Raw genomic sequence first — 26,697 nt, forward strand, 5'->3', positions numbered from 1 at the left:
TGCGTGACGACGAGGCGAGCCCGCGCCCGTCGACGTGATCTGTCCCCGAGCGCCCCCAGCATGAGTCGCGCCGTGGAGACCGACATGTCCTTTGCAATGCCCCATCGCCTCAAGCTCACCATCGGGATCAAGATCTATGCCCTGATCGGTCTGAGCTTCCTCGGCCTGATCGGCCTGACTGCCTTCAATTCCCGCGAGCTCGCCGCAGGCCTCAAGCAGCAGAAGCAGCTCGAGCTCCGGCATCTGACCGAGCTCGCGCTCGGCATCTTCGCCGAGGAGCATGCGGCCGCGCAGAAGGGGACGATCTCGGTCGCCGAGGCGCAGAAGCGCGCTCTCGAGCGCGCCTCCCAGCTGCGCTATGGCGGCAACGAGTATTTCTTCGTCACGGACATGACCGCGAAGATGCTGATGCATCCGATCTCGACCAAGCTGGTCGGGCAGGACGTCGCGGACATGAAGGATCCGAACGGCAAGAAGCTGTTCATCGAGATGATCGATGTGGTTCGCCAGCATGGCCGCGGCTTCGTCGACTACGATTGGCCGAAGCCCGGCTCCGAGACGCCGCAGCCCAAGCTGACCCATGTCGCGGGGTTCGCACCCTGGAATTGGCTGGTCGGAACCGGCGTCTATATCGATGACCTCTCGGCGCAGGCCTGGGCCTCGACGCGGCAGTCGTTGACGGCGGCCGGAATCGTGCTGCTGATCCTGCTCGTCGTGTCGACGCTCGTCGGGCGCGGCATCACCAACCCGCTGCATCGCATGACCAGCGCGATGAAGAGCCTCGCCGGCGGCCGTCTCGACGTCGAGGTCCCCGGCGTGGGACGCGGCGACGAGATCGGCGAGATGGCCGGCGCCGTCGAGGTGTTCAAGAGCAATGCGGTCGCACGTCACGCGCTGGAAGCGGAGCAGAAGGAAGCCGAGCAGCGGGCGCTGGCCCGCCGCAAGGCCGACATGCACAAGATGGCCGACGACTTCGAAAGCGCCGTTGGCGAGATCGTCGAGACGGTCTCGTCGGCTTCGTCCAGACTGGAAGTGTCGGCGGACACGTTGAGCAAGACGGCGGTCCGCGCCGGCGAGCTCGCAACCACGGTGGCGGCCGCGTCGGAGGAAGCGTCCACCAACGTGCAATCCGTCGCCTCGGCCACCGAGGAGATGACGTCCTCGGTCACCGAGATCGGCCGCCAGGTGCATGAATCGGCGCGCATGGCCAATGAAGCGGTCGAGCAGGCGAAGAAGACCAACGAGCGGGTGAGCGAACTGTCGCGCGCGGCGAGCCGCATCGGCGACGTGGTCGAGCTGATCAACAGCATTGCCGGGCAGACCAATCTGCTGGCGCTGAACGCCACCATCGAGGCGGCGCGTGCCGGCGAGGCGGGGCGGGGCTTTGCCGTGGTCGCCGCCGAGGTCAAGGCGCTGGCGGAGCAGACCGCCAAGGCGACCGACGAGATCGGCCAGCAGGTGGCCGGCATCCAGGCGGCGACACAGGAATCGGTCGCGGCGATCAGGCTGATCTCCGGCAGCATCGAGCGGCTGTCGGAGGTTTCCTCGACGATTGCTGCCGCCGTCGAAGAGCAGAACGCCGCGACCAAGGAAATCTCGCGCAACGTGCAGCAGGCGGCGCACGGCACGCAGCAGGTTTCCGTCAACATCACCGACGTGCAGCGCGGCGCGACCGAGACCGGCTCGGCGTCGACCCAGGTGCTGGAGGCGGCCCAGGGTCTGTCGACAGACAGCAACCGCCTCAAGCGCGAGGTCAGCCGCTTCCTGCAGACGGTCCGCGCGGCCTGAGAGGCCGGCAGCAATCTCATCAGCTAAATCAGCGATCCAACCAACGTGTCTCAACGAGTTTGAAGCTCCGCCATGATCACCTTTCTTGACTTCCGGCCCCGCCACGAGGTGGTAAGCCGGATGCGATCGTTCGCGAATTCCTCGGCGATCATCCTCGCCCTCATGTTCACTACATCGATCCATGCAGCGCCCGGCGACAACCTCGCCGTCGTGCGCGACCTCAGTGGCAGGATCGGTCCCGTCATCGGGGGGGCCCTTGCCTGCAGCGATATCCCTCGGCCGCGTATCCAAGCCATCATCGGCAAGTTCCAGGCCGTCATCCGGGAGGCCTCGAACAACGACGGCGATCGAAACGAGCTGACGCGCCAGTTCGACCGCTTCATCGCCGACGGTCGCGCGGCCGTGGCGAGTGGCCGCCAGGACTGCCGACGGGCCGAGCTCCAGCTTGGAGACATCGAGCGATCGATCGGCGCACCGGCAACGGCGGCCGGCGCGCCGCCGGATGCGACGCTCCCGGTCGCTGCGGCTGGTGCGACGAGTGCTGTGCCTGCTCCATCGGTTCGCGGCGTCACGGAGCGTGACGTCACGTTCGGCAGCGTCTTGCCGCTGTCGGGCGCGAACAAGGAATCAGGACGTCTGCTCAAGGTCGGTATCGAAGCCGCCTTCAACCATGCCAACGACGCCGGCGGGGTCAATGGCCGGATGCTCAAGCTCGCCGTCGCCGATGACGGCTATGATCCGAACCGCACGCTCGATGCCATGAAGCAGCTCTACGAGAAGGAGCGCGTGTTCGGCTTCGTCGGCAGTTTCGGGACCGTGACCGCGGCCGTTGCAATTCCATATTCGCTCGAGCGCCGGATGCTGTTCTTCAGCCCCTACACCGGTGCGAACGTCTCGCGCCACGATCCGCCGGACCGCTACGTCTTCAACTATCGCCCGAGCTATTCGGAAGAAGCCGATGCGCTGGTCCGTTACCTGGTGAAGCTGCGCCGAGTGCCGCCGCGCCAGATCGCGCTGTTCGCGCAGGACGATTCGTTCGGGGATGCAGGCTTTGCCGGCGTGGCGAAGGCATTTCGCGTCCTGGGCCTCAGCGACGCTGCGATCCTGCGCGTCAACTACACCCGCAACACCGTGGATGTGGAGCCCGCGATCAACCAGCTCAAGGCGCAGAAGGTGCCCGTCCGTGCGGTCATCATGGTCGCGACTTCGCGCGCGGCAGCGAAGTTCATCGAAAAGGCGCGCGACGCGCTTCCCGGCGTCGTCTTCGTCAATGTGTCGGCGGTCGGTGCATCGGCGCTTGCCAACGAGCTCATGCTGCTTGGTTCGCGATACGCCTCCGGGGTCATCGTGACCCAGACCGTTCCCGCCGTCTCCGGCTATTCGAGCGTGGTGCTCGACTACAAGGCCGCGCTGGCGAAGCATTTCCCCGGCGAGCCGCCGGACTACACCTCGCTCGAGGGCTACATCGAGGCGAGCATCCTGATTCAAGCCCTTAAAAAGGCCGGTCCGCAGCTCGATACCGAGCGGTTGATCGATACCCTCGAGTCGATGCGTAACATCGATCTCGGTCTTGGAGCCTTGCTCAACTTCGGCCCCGCCGAACATCAGGCCTCGCACAAGATCTGGGGCACGGCGCTCGACGAGACCGGCGCCTATCAGGCGATCGAGCTGGAGTGACCCGCGGCGCGGGATAAAAAGGGGGGAGCGAGCGCCAGCATGTGCGGCCCATGGCGGCCGCATCGCAAGCGCGAGATGCAGCAGCTCGCAATCATCGAGATGCTGTCGGCGATTTCTTCGGCCGTCGGCCGCAGATGCTGTCGGGCGACAGCACCCCCCTCAGGCGCGAGGTCGGACGTTTCCTGGTCGCGTCGGCCACCGAGGAGCTGTCCTCCTCGGTGACCGAGATCAGCCGCCAGGTGCAGGAATCGGCCCGTATGGCGAGCGAGGCCGTCAACCAGGCGCGGCGGACAAACGACCAGGTGAGCGAGCTGTCCAGGGCCGCCGCGCGGATCGGCGACGTCGTCGAACTGATCAACACCATCGCCGGCTAGGCCAACGTGCTGGTGCTCAAGGCCACCATCGAAGCGGCGCGCGCCGGCGAAGCCGGCCGCGGCGTCGCGGTGGTTGCCACCGAGGTCAAGGCGCTGGCCGGGCAGACCTCGAAGGCGACCGGCGAGATCGGTCAGCAGATTTCCGGCATCCAGAGCGCGACCCAGGAATCGGTCGGCGCCATCAAGGAGATTTCCGGCACCATCGAGCGGCTCTCGGAGATCGCCTCGACCATCGCTGCTGCGGTCGAGGAGCAGGGGGCCGCGACGCAGGAGATTTCCCGCAACGTCCAGCACGCCTCGCAGGGCACCAAGGACGTCTGGTCCAACATCATCGAGGTGCAGGGCGGCGCCAATGAAACCGGCTCCGCCTCGTCCGAGGTGTTGTCCGCCGCGCAGGCGCTGTCGTCCGACAGCAACCGGTCGAAGGCCGGAGTCAGCCGATTCCTGGAGACTGTCCGCGCCGCCTGAGTGCGCACGGCCGCCGATGATAGGAGGGCGCGGCTGCGCAAACCGCGCCCTTTGCTTTGCCCGCCGGACAACGGCAATCGCCCGTGAATGGGGTCCAGCGATCCGTATTTCAACGGTTGCGGCACTTTATCTTAGGTTAATCGGCGACTGCGACAATGGACGCATCGTTTGCAGCAAAATTAGCCATGCCGATGCCGGCATGGCTCGAAAGACTCGCCATGCGTAAGAATTTGCCGGTCACCAACGTCGAGTATCCGATCACGGATGACACGCTGATCGTGTCCAAGACCGACACGAAGGGCAAGCTGACCTTCTTCAACCAGGATTTTGTCGACGCGGCCGGCTTCGCCGAAGCCGAGCTGATGGGGCAGCCGCACAACATCGTGCGTCATCCCGACATGCCGCCTGAAGCCTTCGACAATCTCTGGACCACGCTCAAGGCCGGCCGACCCTGGGTCGGCGCGGTCAAGAACCGCCGCAAGAACGGCGACTATTACTGGGTGCTGGCGACGGCGTCGCCGATCTGCAAAGACGGCCAAGTCGTCGGCTACACCTCGGTGCGCACCAAGCTGCCCGCCGACCAGCGCGCGGAGGCCGAGCAGGTCTATGCGGCGATCCGCGAAAAGCGGCCGCATGGTTACAAGATCGACGACGGCATCGTCCGCCGCCGCTCGGTGTTCGACCATCTCTCGATGTTCACCGGCTCGATCGCGGCAAGGCTGCGAACGCTGGTCGGATTGCAGACGCTGTTCCTGCTCGTGCTTGGCGTCATCTCGTTCGGGGAGGGCGGGCTCGCCGGAATGACCGCCGTGGCGATTGCTGCCGCTGGTGTCGTGCTGTGTGGTCTGGTCGGGCTGCGTACGATGAACGTGATCGTGGCGCCGCTCGATCATCTGAACGAGACGATGGAGAGCATCACCCAGGGCACGCTCGACACCCGCATGCGCATCGAGCGCGACGACGAGATCGGCCGCGCCTTGCGTAACCTGCAGACCGTTCAGACGATGGTGCGGTTCAACGACAGGGAGCTCGGAGAGCAGGAGCGGCGCGCAGCCGCCGCGCGCAAGCGGGAGATGTCGGAGCTCGCCAACGGTTTCGAAGGCGCCATCGGTAACATCGTCAATACGGTGTCCTCGGCCTCCAGCGAGCTCGAGAGCTCGGCCAACTCGCTGTCGAGCACCGCCGTGCGGGGGCAGGAGCTTTCCACCACTGTTGCCGCGGCCTCCGAAGAGGCGTCGGCCAATGTTCAGGCCGTGGCGTCGGCGACCGAGGAGCTCACCTCGTCGGTCCGTGAGATCAGCCGCCAGGTGCAGGAGTCCGCGCGCATCGCTTCCGATGCGGTCGAGCAGGCGCGCCGCACCAATGATCGTGTCGGCGAGCTGTCGAAGGCGGCGACCCGCATTGGCGACGTCGTCGAGCTGATCAACACGATCGCCGGGCAGACCAATCTGCTGGCGCTCAATGCCACCATCGAGGCCGCGCGGGCGGGCGAGGCTGGCCGCGGCTTTGCCGTCGTCGCCTCCGAGGTCAAGGCGCTGGCCGAGCAGACTGCAAAGGCGACCGGCGAGATCGGCCAACAGATTTCCGGCATCCAGGGGGCCACGCAGGAGTCGGTCGGCGCCATCAGGGAGATCTCGACGACGATCGAGCGGCTGTCGGAGATCGCCGCGACGGTGGCGGCCGCGGTCGAGGAGCAGGGCGCAGCGACCGCCGAGATCTCGCGCAACATCCAGCACGCCGCCGCGGGTACACAGCAGGTGTCCGCCAACATCACCAACGTCCAGCGCGGCGCCAGCGAGACCGGCGACACCTCGGGGCAGGTGCTCAGCGCCGCGCGCCAGCTCTCCGGTGATAGCGAGCGTCTCAAGCAGGAGGTCGGCCGCTTCCTGCAATCGGTTCGCGCCGCCTGATCCGCGACATGACGAAGCCGGCGACAGCGGCCGAGATTGCCCGCTGTCGCGTCCGATAGTCGAACGACACAGCCCCGACCGATAGCCGCGGGCACAGCCGATGACGCCGCGGCGAACCACGTCGACGTGGACGCTCATGCGTGCGCCGTTCGTCAGGCGGCGCCCCGCTCGACCGGATCATCCCCCACCGTTGCAGACTCCCCACACCTGACGCCCCGGCCAGAAAGGCCGTTGTGGCGCCATAATCCCGCTAAGGTGCAGAGATTAACTTGTGTTAGATATTTATTCAACCAGCGGTACATTTAGTGGCAGGCAATGTGATTGCGAGCAGACCTTCGCGCAGGACCCTGGTGCTAACGGCCGCGACGGCCGCGGTCGCCTTGGGTCTCGATGCGGGGCTTGCCGTGGTTGCCGCCAAGCCGCGCCGCCGCACTGAGGATCCCGCGCACGGCTATCGCCGGATCACGATCGGCGAGGCGGAGGTGATCGCCCTCTACGACGGTGTATGGGAAAAGCCGCACGAGGCCGGCTTCATCGACAATGCCAGCATCAGCGACGTGAAGGAAGCACTGCGCGCTGCGGGTCTGAGCCCCGCCTTCGTCCCGGTCCCGATCTCCACCTTCGTGGTGCGGCTGAAGGGCAAGACCGTGCTGTGCGATGCCGGCGGCGGCGGTCAGGTCCAGGGCTACAATTCCGACTCGATCTTCATTTCGGGCCGCCTGCTGGACAATCTGAAAGCAGCCGGCATTCGCCCGGAGGACATCGACACCATCCTGATCTCGCACTTCCATCCCGATCATATTTTCGGACTGCTCGGCGAGGACACCAACGCGCCGGTGTTTCCCTCCGCCGAGATCATCGTGGCTGCGGCCGAATACAAATTCTGGACCGATGCATCTCTGACCAGCCGGCTGCCGCCGTGGCGGCAGTCGCTGGCGCGCCGCATCCAGAGCGTGATCCCGGGCTGGAAGAACGTGCTGCCGGTCGAGGGCGAGGACGAGGTGGTGCCCGGCATCCGCTTCGTCAGCGTCCCCGGTCATACGCCGGGGCACACCGCGTTTCATCTCAGCTCCGGAGCGGAGCAACTGATGATCTCGGGCGACACCGCCTATGTGCCGGCGTTGTGCCTGCGCCATCCCGAATGGCACGGCGCCTATGACCAGGACGGCGCGGCTGCCGAGGTCAGCCGGCGCAGATTGCTCGATCGTATCGTTGCAGAAAAGATGTTGGTTTGTGGATCTCATTTTCCGTGGGCCGCGTTCGGTCGGCTCACCCGCGATGGCGCCCATTATGCGCTCGACCTGCTCCCCGCGTGATCCCGAACCGGCCTCGGAAGAGAGGCTCGGGATCGCGCCATGACGACGCATTATGAGGTGCTCGGCGTATCGCCGCGGGCCGATCTCGACACGATCAAGCGGGCGTTCCGCCAGGCCGCCAAGGCGCACCATCCCGACCTCCGGGGCGGCGCCGATCCGGCGTCGGAGCACCAGCTCAAGTTGATCATCGTCGCCTACAACGTGCTGCGCGACCCTGACCTGCGCGCCGAATACGACGCCCATCTTGCTTCTGAGCGCGACCGCGTCCGCCGCGAACGCTGGGACGCCATCCTGCAGTTCACAGCGGCGACCGCCGTGCTCAGCGCGATCCTGATCGGCCTCGAGATTCTGCTCTTGCCCTCCTCCGGTGATTGGATGAGCAGGCCGGCGACGCGCTCGATCGTGACACCGTCGCCGCAGGCCCGATCGGGGCCGCAGCGCAAGGTCGCAGGTGAGACCGTCCCGGCGCCTGCCGTCCAGGACGCGACCGGAGCCGTGCTGCCGGTGCCGCCTCCGGAGGCGGAGGCCCCCGCGCTGTCTCCGCCGGCAGAGCCTAGAGCCGCAGAGCAGGTCGTCCCGGCTGCACCGACGACCGCCGCATCCTTCCTGAAGCGGGGGATGGACCGCAGCCGGCAGGGCGATCTCGAGCGCGCTGTCGCTGATTTCGACGAAGCGATCCGGCTCGCGCCCCGCAATGCCGATCTCTATCACTATCGCGCCAGGGATCTGGTCCGCATGGGCCGCATCGACCGCGCGCTTGGCGATTTTGAGCGGGCGATCCGGCTGGATCCGAACGACCCGGTGCTGTTTCACGATCGTGGCCTCGCGCTTCAGCGCAAGGGCGATCTCGACGAGGCCCTCGTCGATCTCGACCACGCCGTGCGCATGGGCTTCAGCGATGCCGGAATGTACAGCGACCGTGGCGCGGTGTGGCTGGCGAAGGGGCGCTACGACCGCGCGCTCGCCGACTTCAACCAGGCCCTCAAGCTGGATCCGGAATTGGCGATCGCGGCCGCACGGCGGGATGAGGCCCTCGCGCGCAGGCGCGACCGGCAATTGGCCGGCGACGACAGCGCGCCTCCGGCGGCGGCGGAGACCACGGGCACGGTGCCTGCCGACGCGAAGCCCAGGCGTAGCGGGCGCTGAGCGCCGGACCGTGATCTGCGCTCCGACATCCGGGAGACGGCGAGCAGCGTTGTGCTCACACCCGTCGGCGCGACCGTTCCATTGCGCGGCGGTCTGCGATCCAGGAGCGCGCCATGAGCGTTTACGTTTCCGTCACCGGCTTCCGCCCGCATCGCGGCCTCAATCGGCTGGCGCGATTCTGGTGGCACACGTTGCGCGCCGTCCGCCAGGCGCGTGCGGCTCCCGGGAATCTGCGCGTCGAGCTTCGTCCGGTGAATGGCATCTATCATACGCTGACGGTCTGGACCGACGAAGCCAGCATGCGCGCCTATGTCAGAAGCGGCGCGCACCGCCGCGCCATGATCGGCTTCCGCGACCTCGGCGGCGGCAGGACGCTCGGCTTCGTGGCGGACAGCGATCCTGATCCTGATTGGGACACGGCCTATGCGCGCTGGCAGCGTGACGCCCGGGAGGTGTGAGGCGACGGAAGCGAACTAATTCGTCCGCCACTCCGGCACACCATCGGCGGCCATCGTGATCGTGCCGAGCGCGCCGACCGGCGTCCTGTCCTGATCCATCAGCCGCGCCAGCGTGGCTGCGTCCTGCGCCGGAACGCGCGCCAACGTGCGCGTGTCCTGCTCGGTGCGCAGCATCGCAACGCCATGCTCGACCTCGCCGTTGCGATCAAACAGCGCGGTGAAGCTTTCGACCCGGCCGCCGCCGCCGGCTTCGCTGACGAACGCCGGCGCGGCGGCGCGATGCCGATCGGCCTCGGCCTGCACGCTCACCTCCTGCGACAGGGACGACGGCGGCTCGCGCGAGATCACCAGCGCATGATGCTTGGTGACGAAGCCGCCCTGGCCGTACAGCAGGCCGCGCCTGGCGCCGCCGCGCAGCCGCCGCACCATCGCGCAGGCGGCGTGCGTCATGTAGGTGTTGAGCGGCGCGCCGAAGAAGGTCAGCCCGCCGGTGACGGTCGGCTCCACGTCGGCGCCGAGGCCGAGGATCCGCCGTGCCATCTTCGGCACGCAGGGAAAGCAGCTGTAGAGCTCGATGACGTCGAACGCCGCGCCGTTGCCGCCTACGAGTTTCATTGCGGCCCGCAACACGGCGTTCTGCGGATGACTCTCGGCGAACTGATCGCGCGTGAGGTAGTCGCGCGGATCCTCCGCCGCTGCGCCACCGAGCGGATAGATCATGCGGCTGTCGGCAATGCCCGCCGCACGCGCCTTGGCCAGGCTGGTCAGGATCAGCGCCGCGCCCATGTTGACCATGGGATTGGCGACCATCAGCTTGGTGTAGGGCCAGGCGATCGGGCGGTTGTCGGCTGACGGCGTCGTGATCTCCTCGGGCGCGAAGTGCCGCTTCAGCCAGGCGTTGGGATTGTAGGCGGCGACCGCGGAAAAGCGCGACCACAGCTCGCCGGATTCCGCGAGCGCCTGCCGCGGCGTCTGGCCCCATTTGGGCGCGCTCGCGACCTCGTAGAACGGATAGACCGAGACCGGGCGGAATACGCCGAGCTTCACCGCCAGCGGCTTCTGGAACGCGGCGCCGCGCTTCGGCTCCTCGACGTCGTGGGCGAACGGCGTCCACCGCAGGGGCACGCCGGCGCGTTCGGCCTTGGTCGCGGTCGATTGCGCCTCGGCGCCGCAGACCACCGCGACCTCGCATTCGCCGCGCGCGATGCGCAAGGCGGCCTCGTGCAGAAAGCGGATCGGGCTCTCGCCGCCGACCGGACCATAGTGGCAGTGCGCCGGCGTCACGCCGAGCCGCTGCGCGAGAAGCTGCTCGGGATCGCGGTAGCGCCAGCTCAGGAAGTTGACGACGTCGAGCGAGCCGATGTCGTGGATGAGCTTGGCGCCCGCGTCATTTTCCGCACGGCGGATCGCCTGTTCGAGCAGCGTCAGCGGCTCGAGACCGTCGCCGATATCCTTGGGACGATCGACGATCTCGCCCACGCCGACGATCACGGGAATGCGGTCGGGGGGCAGGGTACTTGCAGTCATCGGCGTTTCCAAGAGCCGGCCCGTGACGGACCGTCATTGTTGTCTTGTCTCCGTTCTGTCATCGCAGGTTCGACCGCGCAATGCAGAAAATGCTGATGGCGCCCGCGCGCAGCATGGCTTCCGCTTCACGGCAGATGCGCCTAAAACGCTCGCTCCTGACGCTCACGCCGGAGTCTGCCGTGTCTGAACAGAACAGCTATGTGCCGCCCAAGGTCTGGACCTGGAACAAGGCCAGCGGCGGCCGCTTCGCCAACATCAACCGGCCGATCGCAGGTCCGACGCACGAGAAGGAATTGCCTGTCGGCCGTCATCCCTTGCAGCTTTATTCTCTGGGAACGCCCAACGGTGTGAAGGTCACAGTGATGCTCGAGGAGCTGCTGGCGCTCGGCCACAGCGGCGCCGAATACGACGCCTGGCTGATCCGGATCGGCGAGGGCGATCAGTTCGGTTCGGGCTTCGTCGCCATCAATCCCAATTCCAAGATCCCGGCGCTGCTGGATCGCAGCGGGACCGAACCGATCCGCGTATTCGAGTCCGGTGCGATCCTGGTGTATCTGGCCGAGAAGTTCGGCGCCTTCCTGCCGACCGAGCCGGCCAAGCGAGCCGAATGCCTGTCCTGGCTGTTCTGGCAGATGGGAGCTGCGCCCTATCTCGGCGGCGGCTTCGGCCACTTCTATGCCTATGCGCCGACCAAGATCGAGTATGCCATCGACCGCTTCGCGATGGAGGTGAAGCGCCAGCTCGACGTACTCGACCGTCGTCTCGCCGAAAGCGAGTATCTCGCCGGCCCCGACTACACCATCGCCGACATCGCGGTGTGGCCGTGGTACGGCGCGCTCGCCAAGGGCCTGCTCTACGAAGGCGGCGAGTTCCTCTCGGTGCAGGACTACAGGAATGTTCAGCGCTGGACCGACCAGATCGCGCAGCGCCCCCCTGTGAAGCGTGGCCGCATGGTCAACCGCGTCTCCGGCGATCCAAAGAGCCAGCTCCACGAGCGCCACGACGCCAGCGACTTCGACACCAAGACACAGGACAAGATCGGGCAGGGCACGTAGTTGCGCGTGTAGGGTGCACAAAGGCGCGGCGAGCTCATCGCGGCGTGCAACGACTGTGGAGTGCGCCGTGCCCAACGTCGTCCCTCGCCGGCGCCGTCGGTGGGCACGCGCCGACTGACGGCCCCGCTCGCCCACCCTGCGGTTCGATGCACGATTGCTCTTGTTGCACGTGCGAAGTCTCGTCCGTTGCCGCGCTGCGATGCCATGATTGCGGACGTTCACGGCTTTTCTCGCAGTGAGAGAATGTGCAACGATCAATTCGCAGCGGCCGTGCATGCCGCCAGATTGATGAGAGTCGGCGGTGATGACCGCGGGTTCAAAACGACCACTCCGGAGGGAGTTGCATGATCGACAGACGTGATCTGCTCAAGGGAGCGGGGATGGCTGCTTTGCTGGGCAGCTTCGACACGACCCGTGCGCTGGCCGAGGAGACGGTGACGTTGCCCTTCGCCAATGGCGAGCGCCCGCTGGTGAAATATCCGCAGAAGCGACCGATGATCGGTCTGACCAGCCGGCCGCCGCAACTCGAAACGCCATTCGGGGTGTTCAATGACGGCGTGATCACGCCGAACAATGCCTTCTTCGTCCGCTATCATCTGGCGGGCCTGCCTTACGATCTCGATCCGGACAAGTTCACGCTCGCGATCAAGGGAAAGGTCGACAAGCCGCTCAAGCTGTCGCTCAAGGACATCCGCAAGATGAAGGCGACCGAGATCGTCGCCGTCAACCAATGCTCCGGCAACAGCCGCGGCTTCTTCGAGCCGCGCGTCGCAGGCGGCCAGCTTGGCAACGGCGCGATGGGCAATGCGCGCTGGCGTGGCGTGCCGCTCAAGACCGTGCTCGACATGGCGGGTGTTCAGGCCGGCGCCAGGCAGGTCACCTTCGGCGGCATGGACGGACCGGTGATCGACAAGACGCCGGATTTCGTCAAGGCGCTCGACCTCGATCACGCCATGGATGGCGAGGTGATGCTGGCCTACGGCATGAACGGCGAGGATCTGCCGTTCCTGAACGGCTTTCCGCTGCGCCTGATCGTGCCCGGCTACTACGGCACCTACTGGGTCAAGCACCTCAACGAGATCACTGTCATCGACAACGTCTTTGACGGCTTCTGGATGAAATCGGCCTATCGAATTCCGGACACGCCGAACAATGCCGTCGAGCCCGGAACCACGCCGAAAGCGACGATCCCGATCAACCGCTTCACGGTCCGCTCGTTCATCACCAGCCTGGCCGATGGCGCAAAGCTCAAGGCGGGCAGGGCAATGCTGCGCGGCCTCGCATTCGACGGCGGAACGGGAATCAAGCAGGTCGCGGTCTCGACCGACGGCGGCAAGACCTGGACCGACGCCAAGCTCGGCAAGGATCTCGGGAAATATTCCTTCCGCGAGTGGAAGCTGCCGGTGAAGCTGGCCGCGGGGGCCCACGATCTCAAGGTGCGTGCCACGAGCAATTCCGGCGAGACCCAGCCGGAGACGCCGCGCTGGAATCCGGCCGGCTATCTGCGCAACGTCGTTGAAACCGTCCGCGTCACGGCGGCCTGAGGAGCATCACCATGCGTCGGACGCCTTTCCTCATCGCCACGCTGGCCGTCGGACTTGGCTGCCTGGCGGGCCGCCCCATCTCGCTCACGGCAGCCCCGGTCAACTATCAGGTTCCGCAGGAGACGGCGGCCTTCAAGCCGGGGCCCGATCTCGCCGTCGTGCAGGGCAATTGCACGGCCTGTCACTCCTCCGACTACATCAGGACCCAGCCGCCGATGCAGAACAGGAAGGAGTTCTGGCAGGCCGAAGTCACCAAGATGATCAAGGTCTATGGCGCCCCGATCGACGCGGCCGATGTCGGCAAGATCGTCGACTATCTCGCCGCGACCTACTGACTGCCCGTGCCGGCGGCCGGGAGCGCTCAGGCGGCGCCCTTCGCCGGCGGGAAATCCATCCGGTCATTGGTGCGGCAATAGCGGTCGGCGAACATGCGCCCGACAGGATGGAACAGCTCCATCTCGACCCGCATCTTCTCGGTGTCCCACAATTCGTCGCGGATGTGGAAAGCGAGGCCTTCGCCGAGCACCAGCACGCGATCGCCATTGACGTCGATGAGCTGCCAGGTCTTGCACTCCATCGCGAACGGTGCCTCCGCCAACCGCGGAACGCCGATCATCCGCGACGGTGTAAGCTTGAGCCCGAGGTGATCCGGCTCGCCGATCTCAGGTGGAAAGTCGCCGCCGGTCTCGTGCATCGCCTGCGCCAGCGGCTCGTCGGTGATGTGGACGACGAACTCGCCGCCGCGGCGGATGTTGACGAGGGTGTCCTTGACCCGCCCATCGGGCCGCAGGTTGATCGCGAACACGCACAGCGGCGGGTCCTCGCCGAGCACGTTGAAGAACGAGAATGGCGCGGCGTTGACGATCCCGGTCTCGCCTCTCGTCGTCACCCAGGCGATCGGCCGCGGCAGCACGAAGGAGGTCAGAATCTTGTAGCGCTCGCGCGGGCTGAGATCGGTGGAGAGGTATTCCATCTAGAGGCCTCTGGTGCGTCGGTTCCCCGACCGTAGTGGGCCGTGACGCGATGCGGAAGCCAATAAAGCGGGCAGGGGTTGCGCACATCAGCGCCGTCTTCGCGGAAATTCGATGTTCCCGGGAACGGCTCCGCCAGCGCTACGTTCGGACAGCACGGCAACGACAAATGGAGGTCGCGCCATGAAACCAATGATCGGTCTGATCGCTTGCGCATTCGTCGTCTCGGCCACGTCCGCGCTGGCGCAGGGCAGCCCACAGACCGCGCCGCCGCCGAGTGCGCAGAATTCCGGAGCAGGCATCCAGGGCGCGCCGGGCAACAAGAACGGACCGGGCACTGAGACGGGAAGCGGCACGGTGGGCTCGTCCACGATCAACCGCCATAATCCGGACGTCAGCGCGCAGGACCCGTCGAACATCAAGGGCATGCCGGGGAACAAGAGCGGCCCGCCGGCCAAGAAACCGCAGGACTGACGTCTGCGATGGCGGCTGCGCGATTGCGCGGCCGCCCTTCGCATTTCGCCGGTCGTGCCGTCGCGCTGATTGCCAGATCAGGGAAGGGCGGCTGCCCCGTTGGTCACGATCAGATTGTCGGTATCTGCCGGGGCCAGCTCGCTCGTCGCATCGCCGCCGAGATATTTGTCGAGCGTCGCCTGTATCCGTTCCCGCGCTGTGTAGGGGCCACGGTCGCTCATCCAGGTGTGCTGGAACTCGGTCTTGATGATGTCGATGCCGCTCTTCCTGTCGACATGCGTCGGCACCACGCCGGGGTCGGTCTTGAACTGCGGATCATCCGAGCGGAACGACAGGATCTTGAGCTTGTCCCTGATGACGAAAGGCACGCGCAGATTGTCGAGCGTCACCACCTGCGAGACGATGTTCGGATGCTCCTTGGCGAAATACATCGCGGTGTCGCCGCCATTGGAGTGGCCGACCAGGGTCAGGTGATCGTAGTCGGCATTCGGATGACGCTTCTTCATCTCGTTCAGCACGCAGAGGATGTTGGCCTCGCCCTTCTGGTAGACGTCGAGCCGGCCGACATATGGCATCCCGACCTTGGTGACGAGCGGCGGATCGGTCGGCAGGTCCTGCTGGACGCTGGCGACGAGGTAGCCGCGCGCGGCGAACACGTTCGCGAGGAACGAGTACTCGGTGTTCTTGACCGTGTTGCCGTTGCTGATGATGGCCACGGGCAGCCGCCACAGCCCGGCATTGGCCTTCATCTCGTAGTCCTTGCGTACCGCGACATCGACATTGATCGACCGCTGCCGCGCGGCATCGAAGAACTCGCGGCTCTCGTGCTGGATGCCCCACTTTGCCATCGCAAAGTAGCCGGCCACAGCCAGGGCAGACACACAGGCCAAAACCGTCACACCGCGCTTCATGGCATCCTTCCTGGAAATTCTCTCCGTTATGTGATGGGTGACAACGCCGGCGTCACGGGGGCGTGGCAGCCAGAGGCGGATTAAATTTCGGAAATCTTGGAGCGCAGCACGGAACAATCCCCCTCTGGTGAGCCGGCGCACCGGCTCACCACCCGCTGCGAGGGATCAGAATGCGGTATAGCCGCCGTCGATCACGAAGCAGTCGGCGGTGTGATAGGAGGACGCCTTGCTCATGAGGTAGACGGCGATGCCGCCGAAATCCGACGGCTCGCCGAAGCGGCGCACCGGGATACGAGGCATGACGTTGGCGACGAACTTCTCGTTGCCCATGATGCCCGCGGTCATGTCGCTCTTGATCCAGCCAGGCAGGATGGCATTCGCGGTGACGCCATAGCGCGCCAGCTCCACCGCGAGCGCGCGGCACAGCGCATTCAGCGCGGCTTTGGTCCCGGCATAGTGCTCGTTGCGCGCGGTGCCGAACAGCGAGGCCAGGCTCGAGGTGGCAACCAGCCGGCCGAACGCGTCACCGGCTTCGGCGCGCGCGGTCATGTGCCTCGCGGCAGCCTGGAACGCATGGAACACGCCGTCGAGATTGGTTGCGAACATCGTGCGCCATTCCTCCTCGCTGCGCTCGATGAACGGCTTGCGGCCACCGCCGCCGATGCCGGCATTGGCAAAGCAGCCGTCGACCCGACCGAACGTGTCGAGCGTGGCCTTCATCGCCTCGTTGACGGAAGCGGCGCTGGTCACGTCGCAGATACGGGTGTCGACCTTGCCGGGCCCGGCGGCCATCGACGCCGCAGCCGCCTTGTTCTTCTCGGCGTTGCGGCCCCAGATCGAGACGTTGCAGCCACTGGACGCAAGTGCCTGGGCAATACCGAGGCCTATGCCTCCATTGCCGCCGGTGACGACGGCCACACGGCCGGTGAGGTCGAACATGGTCATGGGGTTCTCTCGGGCGTTTCCGTGATGATGTGAGCGCGCTACGCGTCGCTTCGGTTATTTGGATGATGCAACCATGGACAAGCGAAGCGCAAAAATCAAATATGCTGACCGAACCGGGCTGCGCTTCGAATTTCCGCCGCGAAGAATGCAGCGACCGAAAAGCTCTTGAGAGGAAACCATGCAGTACAAGCACGTCACGCTCGATTTCGACGGGCCCGTCGCCATCCTCACGCTCGATCATCAGGAGGTGATGAACGCGGTCTCGATCGACATGCTCGGCGGGTTGGCCGAAGCGCTCGACGAGATCGAGGAGAAGAAGGCTGCGGTGCGCTGCCTCGTCGTGACGGGCGCCGGCCGCGCGTTCTGCACCGGCGCCAACCTGCAGGGCCGCAATGCGCAGGCCAAGCCCGGCCGCAGCAATGCCGGCGCCGCGCTCGAGACCGCCTTCCATCCGTTTCTGCGCCGCTTGCGCAATCTGCATTGCCCGATCGTGACCTCGGTGAATGGCCCGGCCGCCGGCGCCGGCATGAGCTTCGCACTGATGGGCGACATGATCCTGTGCGCGAAGTCCGCCTACTTTCTGCAGGCCTTCCGCCGCATCGGACTGGTGCCTGATTGCGGCTCGACCTGGCTGTTGCCGCGCCTCGTCGGCAAGGCCCGCGCGATCGAGCTGTCGCTGCTGGGCGAGAAGCTGCCGGCCGAGACGGCGCTGCAATGGGGCCTCGTCAACCGCGTCTATGACGATGCGGTCCTGAAGGAGGAGACGATGAAGCTCGCGCACGAGCTCGCCAACGGGCCGACGGTGGCGCTGGCGCAGATCCGCCAGCTGTATTGGGACAGCCCGGAGAACTCTTTCGAGGAGCAGCTCAACGCGGAATTTCAGTCGCAGCGCGTCGCAGGCAGCACTTCGGATTTCAAGGAAGGCGTCACCGCGTTCCTCGAAAAGCGCCCGGCCAAGTTCAAGGGCCAATGATCGAGACCGAGCTGTCCCGCTGCGTCGCCTCGTTCATGCCGGGGGCGACCGGTGTGAGCGGCGCCGCAAGACTCTCCGGCGGCGCCAGCCAGGAGACATGGCGCTTCGACATCGTCCATCCCGTCGGTGAGGTCGGCGCCATTCTGCGTCGCTCGCCGAAAGGCTACGGCGCCGCGCCCGGGCGTGCCGCCGGGCTCGACAACGAGGCGGCGCTGATGCGGCTCGCTTATGCCGCCGGCGTGCCGTCGCCCGAGGTCCTGCACGTGCTGCGGCCGGAGGACGATCTCGGCGCCGGTTTCATCATGCGCCGCGTCGAGGGCGAGACCATCGCGCGCAAGATCCTGCGTGATGCCGAATTCGCCGAGGCGAGGCCGCGCCTCGCGCGCCAGCTGGGCGGCATCGCCGCCGGCATCCACGGGATTCGACGCGAGATGCTGCCCGCGTTGCGCGGGATGACCGCGACCAAGGAGATCGCGGAGCTCGCACGGGAATATCAAAGCTTCGACTGGCCGCGCCCGGTGTTCGATCTGGCCCTGCGCTGGCTGTCGCAGAACGATCCCGGTCCCCCGGCCGAGATCACGCTGGTGCACGGTGATTTCCGCAACGGCAATCTCATCATCGGCCGCGATGGCGTGCGCGCCGTGCTCGACTGGGAGCTCGCCCATCTCGGCGATCCCATGGAGGATCTCGGCTGGATTTGCGTCAACTCCTGGCGCTTCGGCGACATCGACAAGCCGGTCGGCGGCTTCGGATCGCGTGAGGAGCTGTTCGCCGGTTATGAGTTCGCAGGGCGCAAGGTCGATCCTGACAGGGTGAAATTCTGGGAAGTGATGGGCACGTTGCGCTGGGGCGTGATGTGCTGCGGCATGATGCAGCGTTTTCGCATCGGTCCCGACCATTCGATGGAGCGCGCCATGATCGGCCGCCGCGCGTCGGAGACCGAGATCGATCTGTTGCGATTGCTCGCGCCGAGGGGAGAGGGCTGATGCAGGACGAGCCGACGCCGACCGAGCTGGTGCAATCCGTCGCCGACTTCCTGCGCAACGACATCGTGCCGCTGATCTCTGGGCACCAGGCGTTCAAGCTGCGCGTGGGCATCAACGCGCTCGATCTCGTGGTGCGACAGCTGACACAGGCGGCTGCGGCAGATGAGGCGGAGCATGCGCGGTTGAGAGAATTGCTGGGACAGGATGGTGATTTACTCGAACTCAATCGAGCGCTCACGGCTCAGATCGCCAGCGGCGCCGTTGGTCTCCAGACACCGGGCCTGAAGCAGCACCTCTGGCGGACCACTCTCGCCAAGCTCGCCGTCGATCAGCCGAACTACGCGTCCTACAAGCGCGAAGCTGGGAGGAGCACCGATGGCTCCTAACCCACCGGCGTCATGCCCGGGCTTGACCCGGGCATCCATCTCTTCACGAGTCTGCTGCGAGACGTGGATGGCCGGGTCAAGCCCGGCCATGACGGTGCGAAGACAACCCGGCGCGATCAGGCCCAGAGCACGCGAAGTATCGGATAGCTCACCGCCCGAGCCACCTCGGCGGCCGCTTCTCCGAGAACGCCTTCGGTCCCTCGATGTAGTCCTGCGAATGGATCATCGCCTGCACCGCCGGATAGTCGCGCTGCTCGGTGATGGCCTGCTCCAGCGAGACCGCAAGGCCCTTCTCGATCGCCTGCTTGGAGGCGCGGATCGACATCGGCGAGTTCTTGGCGATCGTCTCCGCCCAGCGCTCCGCCGCCGCCAGCGCCTCGCCTTGCGGCACCACCTCATTGACGAAGCCGAGCTCATGGCCTTCGCGGGCGCCGACATGTCGACCGGTGAGGATCATGCCCATCGCGCGCTTCATGCCGATCTGGCGCGGCAGCCGCTGCAGGCCGCCGGCGAGCGCGGCGAGGCCGACGCGCGGCTCGGGCAACGCGAAGGTCGCATTCTCGGAGGCGATGATCAGGTCGCAGGCGAGCGCGATCTCGAAGCCGCCGCCCATTGCGACGCCGTTGACGGCGGCGATGATCGGCTTGTCGCAATCGAAGCGGGAGGTGAGCCCCGCGAAGCCGCTCTTACCCCAACCGCGCGCGCCGCCGGCCGCCTGCCATTTCAGGTCGTTGCCGGCGCAGAACGCCTTGTCGCCCTCACCGGTGACGATCGCGACCCACTGCTCGGGATCGGCGGCGAAGGCGTCGAACACGCGCTCGAGTTCATGATGCGCCTCGATGTGCAGGGCGTTGTAGACCTCGGGGCGCGCCAGGGTGACGATCGTGATCGGCCCCTTGCGCGTCACTCTCGAAAACTTCAGCTCCATCGGCTGTTCCTCCTGTCTTCTGATTGGCTGTCGCGCATCAGCTTAGCGCCTGCGCAGGTGTTGCAGTCATCCAAATACGCAACGGCGCTGCGCGCCACAAGCACGCGACGGGAGGTCGCGCCGACCAGGATCAACAACAACAACGAAACACACTGGGAGACACGCCGTGGATTTTTCCTTGCCGAAGGAATTGGTCGCCTATCTCGACGAGCTCGATCGCTTCATCGCCGCCGAGATCAAGCCGCTGGAGCAGGCCGACGACAACATCCGCTTCTTCGATCATCGCCGCGAATGGGCGCGCACCGATTTCGAGAATGGCGGCCTGCCGCGGCATGAATGGGAGCAACTGCTGCGCAAGGCCAAGGATCGTGCCGATGCGGCCGGCCATCTGCGCTTTGCAATTCCGAAGCGCTATGGCGGCAAGGACGGGTCCAACCTCTGGATGGCCGTGATCCGCGAGCATTTCGCCTCCAAGGGCCTCGGCCTGCACAACGACCTGCAGAACGAGCACTCGATCGTCGGCAATCTGCCGATCGTCACCATGCTCGACCGGTACGGCCGCGACGACCAGAAGGCGATGATCGACGGCTCGATCACCGGCAAGTACCGCATCACGTTCGGTCTCACCGAGCCGCATCACGGCTCGGACGCGACCCACATGGAAACCAAGGCCGTTCCGGCCACCCGCGACAACATCAAGGGTTGGCTGATCAACGGCGAGAAGATGTGGACGACGGGCATGCACGTCGCCACCCACTGTGCACTGTTCGCGCGCACCTCGGGCAATGATGGTGACGCGCGCGGCATCACCTGCTTTCTGGTGCCGGCCAAGACCGAGGGTGTGAAGGTCGAGGAGTATCTCTGGACCTTCAACATGCCGACCGATCATCCGCGCGTCAGCTTCACCGACGTGTTCGTGCCGGAGGATGCGCAGTTCGGCGAGGTCGGGCGCGGGCTGTCGCTGGCGCAATGCTTCGTCCATGAGAACCGCATCCGCCAGGCGGCGAGCTCGCTCGGCGCGGCCGTCTACTGCATCAATGAGAGTGTGAATTACGCGCGTGAGCGAAAACCGTTCGGCAAGGCGCTGGCCGAGAACCAGGCGATTCAGTGGCCGCTGGTCGAGCTGGCGACCCAGGCCGAGATGCTGCGGCTGCTGATCCGCAAGACGGCCTGGGAGATGGACCAGCTCACCCAGGCCCAGGTCGAGCACACACTCTCGGACAAGGTCTCGATGTGCAACTACTGGGCTAATCGGCTGTGCTGCGAGGCGGCCGACCGCGCGATCCAGGTCCATGGCGGCATGGGCTATTCGCGCCACAAGCCGTTCGAGCACATCTACCGCCACCATCGCCGCTACCGCATCACCGAGGGCAGCGAGGAGATCCAGATGCGGAAGGTCGCCGGCTTCCTGTTCGGCTACATGGGGGTGAACAAGCGGTGACACGCTGTTGAGCGGCAGGGCCCTGTCGCAAGCGCAATTGATGCAATCGAGCGTCGTCTCCGGAGCCCTGGATTGCTTCGGCGCAAGGCGCCTCGCAATGACGGCGGAGAGGGAGCGCGCACTCTCTCCACGGCGTCATCGCGAGCGCAAGCGAAGCGATCCAGGATGGCGGTGCGTGCACTCAATTGACCTGCCGGTCCTTGCCCGCCCAGTACGGGTCGCGCAGATTACGCCGCAGGATCTTGCCGGAGGGATTGCGCGGCAGGGCGTCGAGGAAGTCGACGCTCTTCGGCGTCTTGAAGCCGGCGATGCGGGTGCGGGTGAAATTGATGATGTCGGTCTCAGTGGCGCGCTTGCCTGGCTTCATCACGACGATCGCCTTGACGGCCTCGCCCCATTTGTCGTCGGGAATGCCGATCACCGCGGCCTCGGCGACATCGGGATGATCGCAGATCGCGCTCTCGACCTCGGCCGGATAGATGTTCTCGCCGCCGGAGATGATCATGTCCTTGATGCGGTCGTGGATGTAGACGTAGCCGTCCTCGTCCATGTAGCCGGCATCACCCGTGCGCAGCCAGCCGTCCTTGCCAAGCGTGCGCGCGGTGGCCTCCGGCAGATTCCAGTAGCCGGCCATGTTGGAGCCGGAGCGGGTGGCGATCTCGCCGACCTGGCGCGGGGGCAGCGGGTTGCCGTTGATATCGATGATCGCGACCTCGATGCCGGGCAGCGGTTTGCCGGCGGAGCGCATGCGCTCCAGTCCCTCGACATGGTCCTCGGGCGGCAGCGCGATGATGGTGCCCGTGGTCTCGGTCATGCCATACATCTGCACGAAGCCGCATTTGAACACGTCGATGCATTCCTTGAGCAGCGCGGCCGGGATTGGCGAGGCGCCGTAGAGCATGTACTTCAGCCGCGAGAAATCGACCTGCCGCGCCCGCGGCTGGCGTACGACGAACTGCATCGCCGCAGGCACCATGAACAGCTTGGTGATGTCGGACTGCTCGAAGAAGTCGAGGATCCTGGTCGGATCGAACTCACGAGCGATCACGCCGCGGGCGCCGTGATAGAGGCTCATCAGGCCCCAGCCGGAGCCGCCGATGTGGAAGATCGGCATCGCGATCAGCGAGACGTCGTCGGTCGACCATTTGTTCCAGTCCGGCTTCTCCTCGGGATTGCCGGTGTTGACGAGGTTGAGGAAGTTGGCGTGCGACAGCATCGCGCCTTTCGGCTTGCCGGTGGTGCCGGAGGTGTAGAGCTGCAGCGCGATGTCCTGCGGCGTGATCGGAACGCCCGGATCATCCGCGCTCTGCGCGTCGCGCCAAGCCGTGTAGTCCTGCCATTCCGGCGCGCCGCCCTCGGTGGTGATGATGTGCCGCACGCTCGGGATCTGGTCGCGGATGTTGCGGATCATCGTAGTGAATTCCGGTCCGACGAACAGTGCAGGGGCCTTGCAGTCCTCGACGATGAAGGCGACCTCGGGTCCGGCGAGCCGCCAGTTGACCGGTGCCATCACGACATTGGCCTTCATGGCGCCGACCAGCAGCTCGAAATAGACGTCGCTGTTCTTGCCGAAATAGGCGATCCGCTCATTCGGCTTGAGGCCGAGGGCCCGGAGCGCGTTGGCGACCTGGTTGGTCTTGCGGTCGAACGCGGCGAAGCTGGTGATGCGCCCCTCGAACTCATAGGCGGTGGCGGAGCCCAGCGTTTGCGCTCTGTCGCGCACGACGTCGACGAGCGTCGACGATGCCGTCGAGACGGACATGTTTCCCCTCCGATTGCGTCTTGTTCTTTGTTTGATGTCTTGTCGTGGTCCTCGCCCCGGATCGCGCCGGAGCAAGCATCTCTCGATCAGTCTACAGGGCGCACGTCGCCGATCAACCGGGCGATTCGGCCGTCAGCTCGTGCGCGTCGCGCGGTCCTTCTCGTTCTGCGCCTTGATCGACTCCTTGGCCTTGGTCCAGTCGTCGTCGCTCCAGTCGCGCAACTGATAGAAGTTGCCGCCCATCGCCAGCGCCTGGGCGCCGTCCATCGCGATGGTCTCGCCGTTGATCCAGTTGCAGCCGCCGGAGATCAGGAACACCGCGAGGTTCTGCAGCTCCTCCATGGTGCCGACGCGACCCATCGGGTTCATCGCCTTGGTCCGCGCGCCAGCCTCGTCGCCGGGCTTGATGCGCTTGCTCATGCCTTCGGTCGGGATTTCGCCGGGCGCGATGGTGTTGAGGCGGATGCCATAGCGGCCCCATTCGGTCGCAAGCGACATCGTCATGGCGTGGATCGCCGACTTGCTCATCGCCGATGGCACCACGTAAGGCGAGCCGTTGCGCACCCACGTCACGGTGATCGACACGACGTTGCCCGGTTGCTTCGCAGCGATCCAGCGCTTGCCGACGGCATGCGTCACGTAGAACGTGCCGTGCATCACGATGTTAGCGACGGCATCGAAGCCGCGCGGGCTCAATTCCTCGGTGCGGGAGATGAAGTTGCCGGCCGCGTTGTTGATGAGATCGGTGAGACCGCCTTCCTGGAAGATGGCCTCGATCATTTCCTCCACCGCCATGGCATTTCGGATGTCGACGCCATGGCTGGTCACGCGGCCGCCGTAGAGGTCCATCAGTTCGGTCGCGGTCTCGTCGCAGACGATTTTCCGCCGGCCGCAAATATGCACTTCGGCGCCGAGTTGCAGGAAGCGTGCAGCCATCGCTTTGCCAAGGCCCGTGCCGCCGCCGGTCACCAGAATGCGTCGACCTTCGAGGAGATTGTCCTTGAACATGGGAGTTTCCGCCTGACATGTTGTGAGTTAATTGGTCGATTGACTAAATCGCTCCGACAGCCTTCTGTAAAGTCACAAAGACATCCGTAGGGAGACCGCTCGATGGACAACCGCCTCGCGATCGAGATCAAGGACGGCGTCGCCGACGTTCGCCTGGTTCGCGCCGACAAGATGAATGCGTTGGACATGGAGATGTTCGAGGCGCTGGTCGCGGCGACCGACCGGCTGTCGAAGGAGAAGGGACTGCGGGCGGTGGTGCTGTCCGGCGAGGGGCGTGCCTTCTGCGCGGGCCTCGACATGGGCCGCTTCGCCGCGATGAAGGAGTCCGGCGGCAACGGCATACCCGGCGGCGAGAAGCGCGACCTCACCATTCGCACCCACGGCAAGGCGAATTTCGCCCAGCAGGCTGTCTGGGGCTGGCGGCAGCTGCCGGTGCCGGTGATTGCTGCAGTGCATGGCGTCGCCTATGGCGGCGGCTTCCAGCTCGCGCTCGGCGCGGACATGCGCTACGTCGCGCCGGATACCAAGATGTCGATCATGGAGATCAAGTGGGGTCTGGTGCCCGACATGGCGGGCACGCCGATCCTGGCGACCCTGATGCGCGACGACATCCTGCGCGAGTTGACCTACACGGGCCGGGTGTTCTCGCCGGAGGAAGGCCAGTCCTACGGCCTCGTTACCCGCATCTGCGCCGATCCGCGCGCGGCTGCGCTGGAGACCGCGCGTGAGATCGCCGGCAAGAATCCGGATGCGATCCGCGCCGCCAAGCGGATGCTGAACAATCTCTCGGTCGATCCGGGGCCGGCGCTGCTCGCCGAATCGGTCGAGCAGCAGAAGCTGATCGGCAGTCTGAACCAGCTCGAATCGGTGCGCGCCAACATCGAGAAGCGCGCGCCGAAGTTTGCGGACTGAGTCCGTCATTCCGGGATGCTCCGAAGGAGCAGGCCCGGAATCTCGAGATTCTCCGGTGCGCAACTGCGCACCTGAGTTCGATGCTCCGCGCAAGACGGCTCCGCCGTTTTGTCGCGGCGCATCGCCCCGGAATGACGGCCGAAACTCAAACCGACGCCAGATCGGATAACAAAGAAAATGGAAACGTCCTCCCTGTTCTGCGGCATCATCTCCGGCGAGCGCCGGCGCAGCCACGCCGAAATCGCCGACCGCGCCGCGCGGATCGCCAGCGGCCTCGCGAAGCTCGGCGTGGGCCAGGGCGATTGCGTCTGCATTCTCATGCGCAACGACATCGCCTTCATCGAGGCCGCCTATGGCGCGATGCGGCTCGGCGCCTATGGCGTGCCGGTGAACTGGCACTTCAAACCGGAGGAGATCGACTACATCATCAGGGACTCCGGTACGAAGGTGCTGATCGGTCACGCCGATCTGCTGCATCAGCTCGCCGGGGCGATACCGGCCGATGTCACGGCGCTCAGCGTGCCCACACCGCCGGAGATTCTATCCAACTACAAGATCGGCGCGGATCTGATCGAACCCCCGGAGTTCGCAATCGAGTTCGAGGGCTGGCTTGCCCAGCAGAGCCCTTACGAAGGGCCGCAGGTGCCGCAGCCGCAGAACATGATCTACACCTCCGGCACGACCGGTCATCCCAAGGGCGTGCGCCGCAATGCGCCGACGGTCGAGCAGGCGGCTTCGGCCGAGCGCATGCGAGCGCTGATCTACGGCTTGAAGCCGGGCTCGCGCGCGCTCTTGCCGGGGCCGCTGTATCATTCTGCCCCGAATGCGTTCGGCCTGCGTGCCGGACGTCTCGGCGGCGCGCTGGTGCTGATGCCGCGCTTCGAGCCGGAAGAATTTCTCGGCATCATCCAGACAGAGCGGATTGATACGATCTTCATGGTGCCGACGATGTTCATCCGGCTGATGAAGCTGCCGGAGGAGGTTCGCCGCCGCTACGACGTATCGTCGCTGCGCCATGTCATTCATGCTGCCGCGCCGTGCCCGGCCGACGTCAAGCGCGCGATGATCGACTGGTGGGGGCCGGTCATCTACGAGTTCTACGGCTCGACCGAATCCGGTGCCGTGACCTTCGCGACTTCCGAGGACGCGCTGCGCAAGCCCGGCACCGTCGGCAAGGTCTCGCCGGGCGCCGAGCTGCGTTTCCTCGGCGAGGACGGCCGCATCCTGCCGGAGGGCGAGGTTGGCGAGATCTATTCGCGCATCGCGGGCAATCCGGATTTTACCTATCACAACAAGCCGGAGAAGCGTGCCGAGATCGACCGCGACGGCTTCATTACGTCCGGGGACGTCGGCTACATGGACGCTGAGGGCTACGTCTTCCTGTGCGATCGCAAGCGCGACATGGTGATCTCCGGCGGCGTCAACATTTATCCGGCCGAGATCGAAGCCGTATTGCATGCCGTGCCCGGCGTGCACGATTGCGCCGTATTCGGCATTCCCGATGCCGAGTTCGGGGAAGCCCTGATGGCCGTGGTCGAGCCGCAGCCCGGCGTCGTGCTGGACACCGGCGAGATCAGACACCGGCTCAGGGCTTCTCTGGCCGACTACAAGGTGCCCAAGCACATCGAAATCCAGGACAAATTGCCTCGTGAGGATTCCGGCAAGATCTTCAAGCGGCGGCTGCGCGACCCCTATTGGGCGCAGGCAGGGCGAAAGATCTGATCGATTGGCGGCTCT

23 protein-coding genes and 1 pseudogene are annotated in these 26,697 nt (G+C 65.7%); 17 read left to right on the forward strand and 7 right to left on the reverse strand.

What is annotated here, in order from left to right; all coding sequences use genetic code 11:
- Positions 1-84 precede the first annotated feature (84 nt).
- The 7 genes and pseudogenes from QX070_RS11890 to QX070_RS11920 all read left to right on the forward strand — a co-directional run bounded on the left by QX070_RS11890 (position 85) and on the right by QX070_RS11920 (position 9,137).
- Entirely contained in the window at positions 85-1,788 is a 1,704-nt protein-coding gene (locus QX070_RS11890; RefSeq protein WP_315737241.1) for a methyl-accepting chemotaxis protein, read from the forward strand.
- 72 nt (positions 1,789-1,860) lie between these two features.
- Complete coding sequence (locus tag QX070_RS11895) at positions 1,861-3,465, forward strand: ABC transporter substrate-binding protein (RefSeq protein ID WP_315737242.1); 1,605 nt, start codon at positions 1,861-1,863, stop codon at positions 3,463-3,465.
- A 185-nt stretch (positions 3,466-3,650) separates the two neighbouring features.
- Positions 3,651-4,307, forward strand: a pseudogene (locus QX070_RS11900) (methyl-accepting chemotaxis protein); the annotation flags it as partial.
- 218 nt (positions 4,308-4,525) lie between these two features.
- The gene (locus QX070_RS11905; RefSeq protein WP_315737243.1) at positions 4,526-6,217 is read left to right on the forward strand and encodes a methyl-accepting chemotaxis protein; all 1,692 of its coding nucleotides are present in this window, start codon (positions 4,526-4,528) and stop codon (positions 6,215-6,217) included.
- Between the two features lie 350 nt (positions 6,218-6,567).
- Positions 6,568-7,533: an MBL fold metallo-hydrolase gene (locus tag QX070_RS11910; RefSeq protein ID WP_315737244.1), complete on the forward strand. Its 966-nt coding sequence runs from the start codon at positions 6,568-6,570 to the stop codon at positions 7,531-7,533.
- Between the two features lie 39 nt (positions 7,534-7,572).
- On the forward strand, positions 7,573-8,679 hold the full coding sequence (locus tag QX070_RS11915) for a J domain-containing protein (protein ID WP_315737245.1): 1,107 nt from the start codon (positions 7,573-7,575) through the stop codon (positions 8,677-8,679).
- Between the two features lie 113 nt (positions 8,680-8,792).
- On the forward strand, positions 8,793-9,137 hold the full coding sequence (locus QX070_RS11920) for an antibiotic biosynthesis monooxygenase (RefSeq protein WP_315737246.1): 345 nt from the start codon (positions 8,793-8,795) through the stop codon (positions 9,135-9,137).
- A 15-nt stretch (positions 9,138-9,152) separates the two neighbouring features.
- On the opposite strand, the gene QX070_RS11925 is transcribed toward QX070_RS11920, so the two are convergent.
- Positions 9,153-10,664, reverse strand: a complete 1,512-nt coding sequence (locus QX070_RS11925; protein WP_315737247.1) for an acetyl-CoA acetyltransferase — start codon at positions 10,662-10,664, stop codon at positions 9,153-9,155.
- Positions 10,665-10,798: 134 nt separating this feature from the next.
- Here QX070_RS11925 and yghU point away from each other — a divergent pair, with 134 nt between their 5' ends.
- From yghU to QX070_RS11940, 3 genes are all read left to right on the forward strand, one after another.
- A complete protein-coding gene (yghU, locus tag QX070_RS11930; protein ID WP_409998888.1) occupies positions 10,799-11,719 on the forward strand; it encodes a glutathione-dependent disulfide-bond oxidoreductase in 921 nt (306 codons plus the stop codon).
- Positions 11,720-12,063: 344 nt separating this feature from the next.
- The gene (locus tag QX070_RS11935) at positions 12,064-13,263 is read left to right on the forward strand and encodes a molybdopterin-dependent oxidoreductase (RefSeq protein ID WP_315737249.1); all 1,200 of its coding nucleotides are present in this window, start codon (positions 12,064-12,066) and stop codon (positions 13,261-13,263) included.
- An 11-nt stretch (positions 13,264-13,274) separates the two neighbouring features.
- Positions 13,275-13,598: a cytochrome c gene (locus QX070_RS11940; RefSeq protein WP_315737250.1), complete on the forward strand. Its 324-nt coding sequence runs from the start codon at positions 13,275-13,277 to the stop codon at positions 13,596-13,598.
- A 26-nt stretch (positions 13,599-13,624) separates the two neighbouring features.
- Here the strand turns inward: QX070_RS11940 and QX070_RS11945 are convergent, their stop codons facing one another.
- Positions 13,625-14,236, reverse strand: a complete 612-nt coding sequence (locus QX070_RS11945) for a flavin reductase family protein (protein WP_315737251.1) — start codon at positions 14,234-14,236, stop codon at positions 13,625-13,627.
- Between the two features lie 181 nt (positions 14,237-14,417).
- On the opposite strand from QX070_RS11945, the gene QX070_RS11950 reads away from it, so the two are divergent.
- Complete coding sequence (locus QX070_RS11950) at positions 14,418-14,708, forward strand: hypothetical protein (protein WP_315737252.1); 291 nt, start codon at positions 14,418-14,420, stop codon at positions 14,706-14,708.
- A gap of 77 nt (positions 14,709-14,785) precedes the next feature.
- On the opposite strand, the gene QX070_RS11955 is transcribed toward QX070_RS11950, so the two are convergent.
- The gene (locus tag QX070_RS11955; protein ID WP_315737253.1) at positions 14,786-15,619 is read right to left on the reverse strand and encodes an alpha/beta hydrolase; all 834 of its coding nucleotides are present in this window, start codon (positions 15,617-15,619) and stop codon (positions 14,786-14,788) included.
- Positions 15,620-15,784: 165 nt separating this feature from the next.
- Positions 15,785-16,564, reverse strand: a complete 780-nt coding sequence (locus tag QX070_RS11960; protein ID WP_315737254.1) for an SDR family oxidoreductase — start codon at positions 16,562-16,564, stop codon at positions 15,785-15,787.
- A 178-nt stretch (positions 16,565-16,742) separates the two neighbouring features.
- Here QX070_RS11960 and QX070_RS11965 point away from each other — a divergent pair, with 178 nt between their 5' ends.
- Genes QX070_RS11965 through QX070_RS11975 form a run of 3 tightly spaced genes read left to right on the forward strand, consistent with a single transcriptional unit; the run spans position 16,743 to position 18,909 of the window.
- On the forward strand, positions 16,743-17,537 hold the full coding sequence (locus tag QX070_RS11965) for an enoyl-CoA hydratase/isomerase (RefSeq protein ID WP_315737255.1): 795 nt from the start codon (positions 16,743-16,745) through the stop codon (positions 17,535-17,537).
- Positions 17,534-18,523: a phosphotransferase family protein gene (locus QX070_RS11970; RefSeq protein ID WP_315737256.1), complete on the forward strand. Its 990-nt coding sequence runs from the start codon at positions 17,534-17,536 to the stop codon at positions 18,521-18,523. The genes QX070_RS11965 and QX070_RS11970 overlap by 4 nt, the downstream gene beginning before the upstream one ends.
- Positions 18,523-18,909: a DUF6285 domain-containing protein gene (locus QX070_RS11975; RefSeq protein ID WP_315737257.1), complete on the forward strand. Its 387-nt coding sequence runs from the start codon at positions 18,523-18,525 to the stop codon at positions 18,907-18,909. Before QX070_RS11970 ends, QX070_RS11975 begins: the two co-directional genes overlap by 1 nt.
- Positions 18,910-19,057: 148 nt before the next feature.
- Here the strand turns inward: QX070_RS11975 and QX070_RS11980 are convergent, their stop codons facing one another.
- Positions 19,058-19,837 carry an enoyl-CoA hydratase-related protein gene (locus tag QX070_RS11980; protein ID WP_315737258.1) on the reverse strand — a complete coding sequence of 260 codons (780 nt, stop codon included), beginning with the start codon at positions 19,835-19,837 and terminating at the stop codon, positions 19,058-19,060.
- 166 nt (positions 19,838-20,003) lie between these two features.
- On the opposite strand from QX070_RS11980, the gene QX070_RS11985 reads away from it, so the two are divergent.
- Positions 20,004-21,278 carry an acyl-CoA dehydrogenase family protein gene (locus tag QX070_RS11985; protein ID WP_315737259.1) on the forward strand — a complete coding sequence of 425 codons (1,275 nt, stop codon included), beginning with the start codon at positions 20,004-20,006 and terminating at the stop codon, positions 21,276-21,278.
- Positions 21,279-21,459: 181 nt separating this feature from the next.
- Here the strand turns inward: QX070_RS11985 and QX070_RS11990 are convergent, their stop codons facing one another.
- Positions 21,460-23,040, reverse strand: coding sequence for a fatty acid--CoA ligase (locus tag QX070_RS11990; RefSeq protein WP_315737260.1), 1,581 nt, complete (start codon positions 23,038-23,040; stop codon positions 21,460-21,462).
- A gap of 132 nt (positions 23,041-23,172) precedes the next feature.
- The gene (locus tag QX070_RS11995; protein WP_006613814.1) at positions 23,173-24,048 is read right to left on the reverse strand and encodes an SDR family oxidoreductase; all 876 of its coding nucleotides are present in this window, start codon (positions 24,046-24,048) and stop codon (positions 23,173-23,175) included.
- A gap of 102 nt (positions 24,049-24,150) precedes the next feature.
- Between QX070_RS11995 and QX070_RS12000 the strand changes: the two genes are divergently transcribed.
- Together QX070_RS12000 and QX070_RS12005 are read left to right on the forward strand one after the other, a co-directional pair.
- Positions 24,151-24,960 (forward strand): crotonase/enoyl-CoA hydratase family protein, encoded by an 810-nt coding sequence (locus QX070_RS12000; protein WP_315737261.1) that lies wholly within the window; start codon positions 24,151-24,153, stop codon positions 24,958-24,960.
- Positions 24,961-25,137: 177 nt separating this feature from the next.
- Positions 25,138-26,682: an acyl-CoA synthetase gene (locus tag QX070_RS12005; protein WP_315737262.1), complete on the forward strand. Its 1,545-nt coding sequence runs from the start codon at positions 25,138-25,140 to the stop codon at positions 26,680-26,682.
- Positions 26,683-26,697: the final 15 nt, after the last annotated feature.

The sequence above is a fragment of the Bradyrhizobium sp. SZCCHNR1093 genome (assembly GCF_032381175.1).
Classification (GTDB): Bacteria; Pseudomonadota; Alphaproteobacteria; order Rhizobiales; family Xanthobacteraceae; genus Bradyrhizobium.

Coding starts and splice junctions, on each gene's coding strand:
- QX070_RS11890 (WP_315737241.1), top strand. CDS start 85: ATGTCCTTTGCAATGCCCCATCGCCTCAAGCTCACCATCGGGATCAAG.
- QX070_RS11895 (WP_315737242.1), top strand. CDS start 1,861: ATGATCACCTTTCTTGACTTCCGGCCCCGCCACGAGGTGGTAAGCCGG.
- QX070_RS11905 (WP_315737243.1), top strand. CDS start 4,526: ATGCGTAAGAATTTGCCGGTCACCAACGTCGAGTATCCGATCACGGAT.
- QX070_RS11915 (WP_315737245.1), top strand. CDS start 7,573: ATGACGACGCATTATGAGGTGCTCGGCGTATCGCCGCGGGCCGATCTC.
- QX070_RS11920 (WP_315737246.1), top strand. CDS start 8,793: ATGAGCGTTTACGTTTCCGTCACCGGCTTCCGCCCGCATCGCGGCCTC.
- QX070_RS11925 (WP_315737247.1), bottom strand. CDS start 10,664: ATGACTGCAAGTACCCTGCCCCCCGACCGCATTCCCGTGATCGTCGGC.
- yghU (WP_409998888.1), top strand. CDS start 10,799: ATGCGCCTAAAACGCTCGCTCCTGACGCTCACGCCGGAGTCTGCCGTG.
- QX070_RS11935 (WP_315737249.1), top strand. CDS start 12,064: ATGATCGACAGACGTGATCTGCTCAAGGGAGCGGGGATGGCTGCTTTG.
- QX070_RS11940 (WP_315737250.1), top strand. CDS start 13,275: ATGCGTCGGACGCCTTTCCTCATCGCCACGCTGGCCGTCGGACTTGGC.
- QX070_RS11945 (WP_315737251.1), bottom strand. CDS start 14,236: ATGGAATACCTCTCCACCGATCTCAGCCCGCGCGAGCGCTACAAGATT.
- QX070_RS11950 (WP_315737252.1), top strand. CDS start 14,418: ATGAAACCAATGATCGGTCTGATCGCTTGCGCATTCGTCGTCTCGGCC.
- QX070_RS11955 (WP_315737253.1), bottom strand. CDS start 15,619: ATGAAGCGCGGTGTGACGGTTTTGGCCTGTGTGTCTGCCCTGGCTGTG.
- QX070_RS11960 (WP_315737254.1), bottom strand. CDS start 16,564: ATGACCATGTTCGACCTCACCGGCCGTGTGGCCGTCGTCACCGGCGGC.
- QX070_RS11965 (WP_315737255.1), top strand. CDS start 16,743: ATGCAGTACAAGCACGTCACGCTCGATTTCGACGGGCCCGTCGCCATC.
- QX070_RS11970 (WP_315737256.1), top strand. CDS start 17,534: ATGATCGAGACCGAGCTGTCCCGCTGCGTCGCCTCGTTCATGCCGGGG.
- QX070_RS11975 (WP_315737257.1), top strand. CDS start 18,523: ATGCAGGACGAGCCGACGCCGACCGAGCTGGTGCAATCCGTCGCCGAC.
- QX070_RS11980 (WP_315737258.1), bottom strand. CDS start 19,837: ATGGAGCTGAAGTTTTCGAGAGTGACGCGCAAGGGGCCGATCACGATC.
- QX070_RS11990 (WP_315737260.1), bottom strand. CDS start 23,040: ATGTCCGTCTCGACGGCATCGTCGACGCTCGTCGACGTCGTGCGCGAC.
- QX070_RS11995 (WP_006613814.1), bottom strand. CDS start 24,048: ATGTTCAAGGACAATCTCCTCGAAGGTCGACGCATTCTGGTGACCGGC.
- QX070_RS12000 (WP_315737261.1), top strand. CDS start 24,151: ATGGACAACCGCCTCGCGATCGAGATCAAGGACGGCGTCGCCGACGTT.
- QX070_RS12005 (WP_315737262.1), top strand. CDS start 25,138: ATGGAAACGTCCTCCCTGTTCTGCGGCATCATCTCCGGCGAGCGCCGG.